The organism is Mesorhizobium sp. WSM4828 (genome assembly GCF_055811175.1).
Window position 1 is genome coordinate 1 of sequence record NZ_JBVVQK010000124.1, and the last position, 318, is coordinate 318.

Genomic DNA, 318 nt, shown 5'->3' on the forward strand with positions numbered 1-318 from the left:
ACCCGGTTCACACGTTCCGCCCGCAGCGCGCGGGCTGAGTTTTCTTTGAGTTTGCGCCATTTTCCGCGAGTCAGCGGGCGCGTTTTATGATTCACTCCAGGGCATGGTTGCCACCGCCCAGGATGCTGTTCCGGACGATATCGGCGCGCTCAGAGCGGCGCTGACCGCGGCGCTGGCCAGAGCCGAAGACGAGGCCGCGCGCGCTGCGCTGGTCGAGGCCGAACTGGCGGTCGCCAGGGCTAAGGCATCGGATGATGCGGCGCTGATCGCACATCAGCATCTGACGATCCGCAAGCTGCAGCGGGCGCTGCATGGTCA

At 65.7% G+C, this 318-nt stretch carries 1 pseudogene; it reads left to right on the forward strand.

From position 1 onward, the window contains the following. Nucleotides 1-103: 103 nt before the first annotated feature. A pseudogene (locus tag AC0L2X_RS32595) lies at nt 104-318 on the forward strand (IS66 family transposase); the annotation flags it as partial.